The organism is Phyllobacterium sp. (genome assembly GCF_037994425.1).
Lineage (GTDB): Bacteria > Pseudomonadota > Alphaproteobacteria > Rhizobiales > Rhizobiaceae > Phyllobacterium.
The window spans coordinates 1-6,440 of record NZ_JBBNAM010000266.1 but is presented as its reverse complement, the minus strand read 5'-3'; the positions used below and the strand labels follow the sequence as shown (position 1 = coordinate 6,440).

General features: G+C 55.6%; 5 protein-coding genes. 3 read left to right on the top strand and 2 right to left on the bottom strand.

The features are described from left to right. On the bottom strand, positions 1-154 hold a 154-nt coding region (locus AAAB35_RS18245; RefSeq protein WP_340669696.1), incomplete at its 3' end, for an HU family DNA-binding protein. 568 nt (positions 155-722) lie between these two features. Between AAAB35_RS18245 and AAAB35_RS18240 the strand changes: the two genes are divergently transcribed. Together AAAB35_RS18240 and AAAB35_RS18235 are read left to right on the top strand one after the other, a co-directional pair. Then, on the top strand, positions 723-2,672 hold the full coding sequence (locus tag AAAB35_RS18240; protein WP_340669695.1) for a calcium-binding protein: 1,950 nt from the start codon (positions 723-725) through the stop codon (positions 2,670-2,672). A 334-nt stretch (positions 2,673-3,006) separates the two neighbouring features. Beyond that, entirely contained in the window at positions 3,007-3,984 is a 978-nt protein-coding gene (locus AAAB35_RS18235) for an MBL fold metallo-hydrolase (protein WP_340669694.1), read from the top strand. 324 nt (positions 3,985-4,308) lie between these two features. Here the strand turns inward: AAAB35_RS18235 and AAAB35_RS18230 are convergent, their stop codons facing one another. Beyond that, positions 4,309-5,340, bottom strand: a complete 1,032-nt coding sequence (locus tag AAAB35_RS18230; protein ID WP_340669693.1) for a helix-turn-helix domain-containing protein — start codon at positions 5,338-5,340, stop codon at positions 4,309-4,311. 85 nt (positions 5,341-5,425) lie between these two features. Between AAAB35_RS18230 and AAAB35_RS18225 the strand changes: the two genes are divergently transcribed. Then, a partial coding sequence (locus AAAB35_RS18225) for an FAD-dependent oxidoreductase (protein WP_340669692.1) occupies positions 5,426-6,440 on the top strand: 1,015 nt, incomplete at its 3' end.

Sequence of the window (6,440 nt, the reverse complement as noted above, 5' to 3'; positions counted from 1 at the left end):
TGAACTTTCCGAAGCCGGCAATCGATGTTTCGCTCCCCGACGCCGAGGCGGCGGCAATTGCCGCAAACACGGCTTCAACCACAGCCTTACCCTCGGCTTTGGTCAGGCCGTGCTCTCCCGCGATCTTCTCGGCAATTTCATTTGTTGTTGTCATAGTGATCCTCCCTGAAATGACGGGCAATCATTTCGATCAGGTGCGGTCTTGTCATTGCGCACCTGGTGATACGCAGGCAAATTCAACAGTTTTCCACAACTTCCGATCGATCTATCGCCGCGTAACCGCTTTTGCCACACACGGAAATACAAGTGATGCCAAGCGCCGGGAGGTGAGCGTAATCGCTTGCGCGGGAGTACCTAAAGCCGTCATTTCGGCACAAGGTCCGGCACTCACCATCGCCGGCCCGCCAGTTCTACCGTTAGCGAGGCATATTCCGCCGAGCTATCCGACCCTCATGCTGCACTCAAACGCGGGTGACATAAATATCACCTGAGCGCCGGTGATAAGATATTGGTTTGGGAAATTATTTAGAGCGCGCGATTGTCGCAAGTTGCTTTAAGTTTAGAAATATATTGTAATTAGATTTTTAATACTTATTGCTTGCTTTCGAAGACTCTAAAAGCATAATTCACGCACACTTGTCCTGACCCACAACCTTTCAAGCTCTCTGCTATTTGCGTACTCACTCAATCCCATTGTTTTGAACATCAGGAGGAGATGAAGCATGGCCCGTTTTGTTGGCACAGAAGCTGCAGATACGATCTTTGGCACATCTGGCAATGATGAGATCTTCGGATTGGGCGGAGACGACCAACTAGGAGGAGGAGCTGGGATTGATACCGTGGATGGTGGTCCAGGCGATGACAGGCTTTTCGCCAGCGATGGTGCCGATCATCTGATTGGTGCAGAGGGAGAAGATTGGGCTCTCTATTTCGATTCCCGCGAAGGCGTAACGATCGATCTTGCTGAAGGTAGAGGAGCTGGCGGTTACGCGGCCGGGGATTTGCTGAGTGGCATTGAGAACGTAAGTGGATCGCAGTCAGATGACACTCTGATCGGCGATAGCTCCGATAATATCCTCGAGGGATCGGGAGGCAACGACACTTTGAGGGGCGGCACGGGCGACGATGCGCTCAACGGAGGAGACGGTGCCAATGTCCTCGACGGAGGTGAAGGCATTGATACGGCCTATTACTACGGGTCCGTGGAGACAGTCGATCTGCAAGCCGGTGTCGATTCGAATGGAGGTCGATTGATCGACATTGAAAACGTCACGAGCGCAGGCACGATCATCGGAAATTCCGGAAGTAACGTTCTTATGGGATCCGCTAGCTCGGACCTGCTTGCAGGTGGCGGCGGCGCAGACACCCTCGACGGCGGCGACGACTACAAGACATGGGTCGACACGGCCGACTATCACCGCTCGAACGCGGGAGTAACGATCGATCTGTCTTTGGGAACAGGTGTAGGCGGCGAGGCTGAAGGCGACCATCTCATCCGCATGGACGCGGTTCTCGGCTCTTCCCTTAACGACGTGCTGATCGGCGATGATACTGCCAACGGCCTGACCGGCGGTAGCGGCAATGACGATCTTCGCGGCGCTGGCGGTGACGATATTCTGGAGGGCGGCACCGGAGCCGATCAGATCAACGGGGGTGCCGGAAGCGACTGGGCCTCATACGCCACCGCCTCAGGCGGGGTCCACATCGATCTTGCAGTCGGCATTGCCGATGGCAGCGAGGCGACTGGGGATCATTTGGCTGGCATTGAAAATCTGCGCGGAACTTTATTCGCCGACACGCTCCACGGTGACGGCACCGCCAACATCATTGACGGCGGCGGCGGTGCGGACCGGGTCGACGCAGATTCTGGTGATGATGTAATCATCTTGACCGATGAGGGCGGCATTGGCGACGGAGGCATCGGGAATGACCTTCTGGAAATCACACTGTCCGGAAATGAGCCAGGCGTCGTCGATGCGGTTACTGGCGAAATCTCCGGCGGTGGCTCTTTCAGCAATATTGAGCAGCTGAGGGTCCATGGGTCGGACAACGATGATTTCATTCGCGGTGCGCTGGGTGCCGACGACCTCGATGGCGGTCGTGGAAATGATCACATCGAAGGTGGCCAAGGGGACGACCAGATCCGCGGCGGCGAGGGAGCAAACTGGCTGGCCGGCGGCGAAGGCGCTGACAATCTGAGTGGCGGCCACGATCAGGACTATCTCTATGGCGACGCTGGCAACGACAATCTCTTCGGCTCAGACGACCGGGATCACCTTTACGGCGGCAGCGGCGATGATGTTCTGGAGGGAGGCGACGGCCATGATGCGTTGTTCGGCGGAGCAGGCGCGGACAAAATCTATGGTAGCGGCGGGAATGACTGGCTTTCCGGTGGCGAAGGCTCTGACACCTTCATGATAAACGCGGAGGCGAGCAGCCGCGACAGAATTGTCGACTTCGAAACCGGTCAAGAGGGCGATGTGCTGCATTTTTCATCCCAGGCACGCTCTTACTACGGGATCCATAATTTTGATGATCTCTTGAGCCACGCCACTCAGACGGACGAAGGCGTGTTCATCGATTTGACCAATGGCCATCCCTGGCCACTGGGACTGATCCTTGAGGACGTCGAGATTTCGGATCTGACGGCGGACAATACCGATTTCGTGTAGTTTTGCCGTGCACTTTCCCCCTCTCGACACGGAGCCAGGGCGGGATATTCCGTCCTTCGGAATCGGCCTATCACTTCGGTTTGAAAGCTGAACGTGTCCCGGACCAAGGCTTCACAGCGGAGCTGGCGGCGTCAGGCTTGCTGAGCAATTCCCAACGGTTATGGAAATGGCTACAGGTACGGTGAAATGGTTTAATTCGACCATTAGCTTTGCGCATGGGCCTAAAATCGCATGAGGGGCCTGAATTAAATCGCCTCACAATTGAGCTCATGGTAAAATTTATATTTAATTGAATAAGCGGGGATTGGGCGGACTTTTCGAAAGAGAGGTCACCATGTTTTCGACAGACAGACGCGCTTTCTTGAAAGCCGCGGCACTCGGAGCTGTTGCTTCAGGTTTCCAAATCCCGGAACTTGCGTTGGCCGCAGATAGCCGACCCGTCAAACCTTCACCAGGATACTATTCGTTCGCCATCGGCGAATTCCAAATTACAATGCTGTGCGACGGCATCTTCTTTTTGCCGACTGACAGCTTTGCAACAAATATTCAACCTGAAGAGAAGAAACCATATTTCGACGCCCATTATCTCGCCCCTGACATCGTGCGGCTTCAAGCCAACCCGCTTGTGATCGACACCGGGCAGAAGCGCATTCTCGTCGATACGGGCCTAACCCCAGGCACTGAGTGGGCTGCGCATGCCGGACGATTGACCAAGTCGCTTGCTGCTGCCGGTATCGAGCCCGGTTCAGTTGATACGGTCGTCCTCACCCATTGCCATCCCGATCACATTGGCGGGCTTGTCACCGATCCGACGGGGCAGTTTCCGAAAACTGATTTGGTCCTCTCCGAAACAGAGCTGGATCTCTGGAATTCGCCGGATTTTGCGTCGAAACTGCCGGATTGGGCAGCTCAAAGCGCGCCAGCGGCACAAAAGGTGTTTGCAGCGCTTGGCGGGCGTGTGCACCCGATCAAGGGAGGTGCTGATATTGCAACGGGCGTTACGACCATTGACACCCCCGGACACACCCAAGGCCACATGTCGCTCTTGGTGGGGTCTGGCAGTGACCAATTATTGATCACAGGAGACGCCATAGCCAACATTCACTTCTCCTTTGATCATCCGCAATGGCAGATCAAATGGGATCACGATCAGGAGAAAGGGGCAAAGACCCGCGGGGCATTATTGGACCGGGCCGCAAACGATAGGCTATTGGTCGCTGGCTATCACTATCCGTTTCCGGGCGTCGGTCATGTCGTGAAGGAAGGGATGGGCTATCGCTGGCTGCCTGCGGATTGGGTCTTGGACGGATGATGGGTCCTAGACGGTTGCCGTTAGATTAGGTGGCGAAGCCGTTGAGACGTAAATCAATTTGCTGCTGCATCTGAGATTTCGCATCTACGACAGATGACGCGCCATGTCATGTTTGCGCGTGTTGGTTGCCGAATATGCGATCGGGCGCAACATTCGCGGGCGAGTTATTTAAGAGGCTTCCGCTCTGCCAGAGGCGCATTGAGCGGGGTCATACCTTACCGCCCCATTTATTTCAGGTGGGAGTTCAACAAACATCTCCAATAGTCCATTTTCGATCAGAAATTCCGCAAAGGCGAAGCGCTTAATAATCATGCTTGACGCTTTCTATCGGTGTTTCAATGCCTGTCGTAACGAACCAAAGCGCAGACGATATTGCGTCGGTGTTAGTCCAGTTTTGCGGCGGAAAAGGCGGCCAAAAAAGCTGGTATCCTCATAGCCCGCTTCGTTGGCGATGGCTTCGAAGGATAGGTCGGTGGTTTCGAGCATTTGCTTGGCTTCCTCAAGTCGAAGGGCATGCACGTAATCGATTGGCCGTCTTCCCGTCGCCTTGGCAAATCGACGGATAAATGATCGTTCCGGGAGTCCAGAGAGGGTCGTCATCATGGCGACCGGAGCATGGGTCTTGTAGTTCAACGCCAGCCATTCCTGGCATCTGGCGATCGTTGCATCGGATGTTTGCCGCAGGCTCATAAGCGATGCAAACGGCTGCTGGCCCATATCATGCCATTGAAGCATGTAGACCTTCGCAACCTCGATCGCCTCCTTCAGTCCGACATAGCGCGCAATCAGATAGAGTGCCAAGTCCTGCCAGCTCGAGCCGCCACCTGCCATGACAATCCTGTGCGCCTCTCCACTCAACACGAGGGACCGGTCCACTCTGACCCTGACGCCCGGGTAATTGTTGGTAAGGGTCGCCACATACCCCCAATGAATGGTCGCTTCACAGTTGGCCAGTAATCCGGCTTCGCCGAGCAGCACCGCACCAGAACAGGCGCTGGCAAGCATCGCTCCTTCCTCGTGGCATTGTTTCAGCCACTCCGCTTCGGGGTTATACATCCCCGCAACACTTTCGCCTGGATCGACGAAGAAATCCGGAACGCAAACGATGTCGGGCTTAGGGCAGTCCTTAAAATCATAATCCGGATTGACCCAAATACCGTTTGCTGCCCGAAATGGTTGGCTGGACCGGGCAACGATATAGGGACGCATGCGCTGTTCGCCAGCCGCTCCCGACACAATGAAAGCCCAATCGCGGCCCGGTGAGGAGAAAAGATCAAACATGCCATATAGAGCCGACGCCGTAACTTCCGGCACAGCAAGGAGGGCAACATTTATCCGGCCGTCTTGTTGAGGCATGGCAGAATTGACCGCCTTTCAGCATTTTTGACTTTAATCTGGAAGCGCAGCCGGTGCTAGGCTCTTGCCAACTGGAGGACTTGAGATGACCCACAATGCACTGCGCAGCGAATTACGTGGCAAACTGCTTGAGCCGGGCGATGCCGAGTATGATGCTAGCCGCGTGGTATGGAACGGCATGATTGACAGACGGCCCTTGCTGATTGCCCGCTGCCGCAATGCCGCTGACGTCATCGCATCAGTAAACTACGCCCGGGCCCGCGACCTTTTGATCTCGGTCCATAGTGGTGGCCATAATGTTGCGGGCTATGCCGTCTGTGATGGCGGGCTCATGATCGATATGTCGCTCATGAATGCCGTCAGGATAGCAGCTGACCTCGATAGGGCTCAAGTTGGAGGCGGGTCCACTTGGGCCGACGTTGATGCAGCAACCACACCCTTCGGTCGCGCTACGCCTGGTGGTCTGATTGCGGCAACTGGAGTGGCGGGGTTAACCTTGTCGGGCGGCATCGGTTGGTTGCGCGGCACCCATGGGCTCAGTTGCGACAATATCCTGGCGGCCGACGTTGTTATCGCCGATGGCCGACTGGTCCACACAAGCGATACAGAGAACTCCGACTTGTTGTGGGGGTTGAAAGGGGGAGGCGGCAATTTTGGGGTTGTCGTAAACTTTGAATTCCGCCTTCATCCGATTGCGGCGGAAATGATGTTTTGCGCGCCCGCCTATCCCGAAGAACGTGCCGATGAAATTCTCTTAAAATGGCGCGACTACATGGCCACTGCTCCCGACGAAGTGAGTGGCCTTGCCGAATTTTCTACGATTCCCCGCGACGCGGCCTATCCGGAACACGCATGGGGCAGGCGCGTGCTGACGCTCGCGACGGTCTACGACGGCCCAGCCGAAGAGGGCGAACGGGTAACCCAGCCCTTGCGAAGCTTTGGCGAAACGCTCATCGATTTCAGTGACCGCATACCATACCAAGTGCTTCAGACGCTTTATGACGGGTTGTTTCCCAAGGGTCGCGACCGCTGCTACTGGAAATCGACTTACCTCAAGCACCTCGACAATGAGGTTATCCGCGAGATTACCAAGAACTTGA

What these genes read in the sequence shown, in the direction of transcription:
- AAAB35_RS18230 (WP_340669693.1), bottom strand. Translation starts at nt 5,340, where the DNA reads ATGCCTCAACAAGACGGCCGGATAAATGTTGCCCTCCTTGCTGTGCCG.
- AAAB35_RS18235 (WP_340669694.1), top strand. Translation starts at nt 3,007, where the DNA reads ATGTTTTCGACAGACAGACGCGCTTTCTTGAAAGCCGCGGCACTCGGA.
- AAAB35_RS18240 (WP_340669695.1), top strand. Translation starts at nt 723, where the DNA reads ATGGCCCGTTTTGTTGGCACAGAAGCTGCAGATACGATCTTTGGCACA.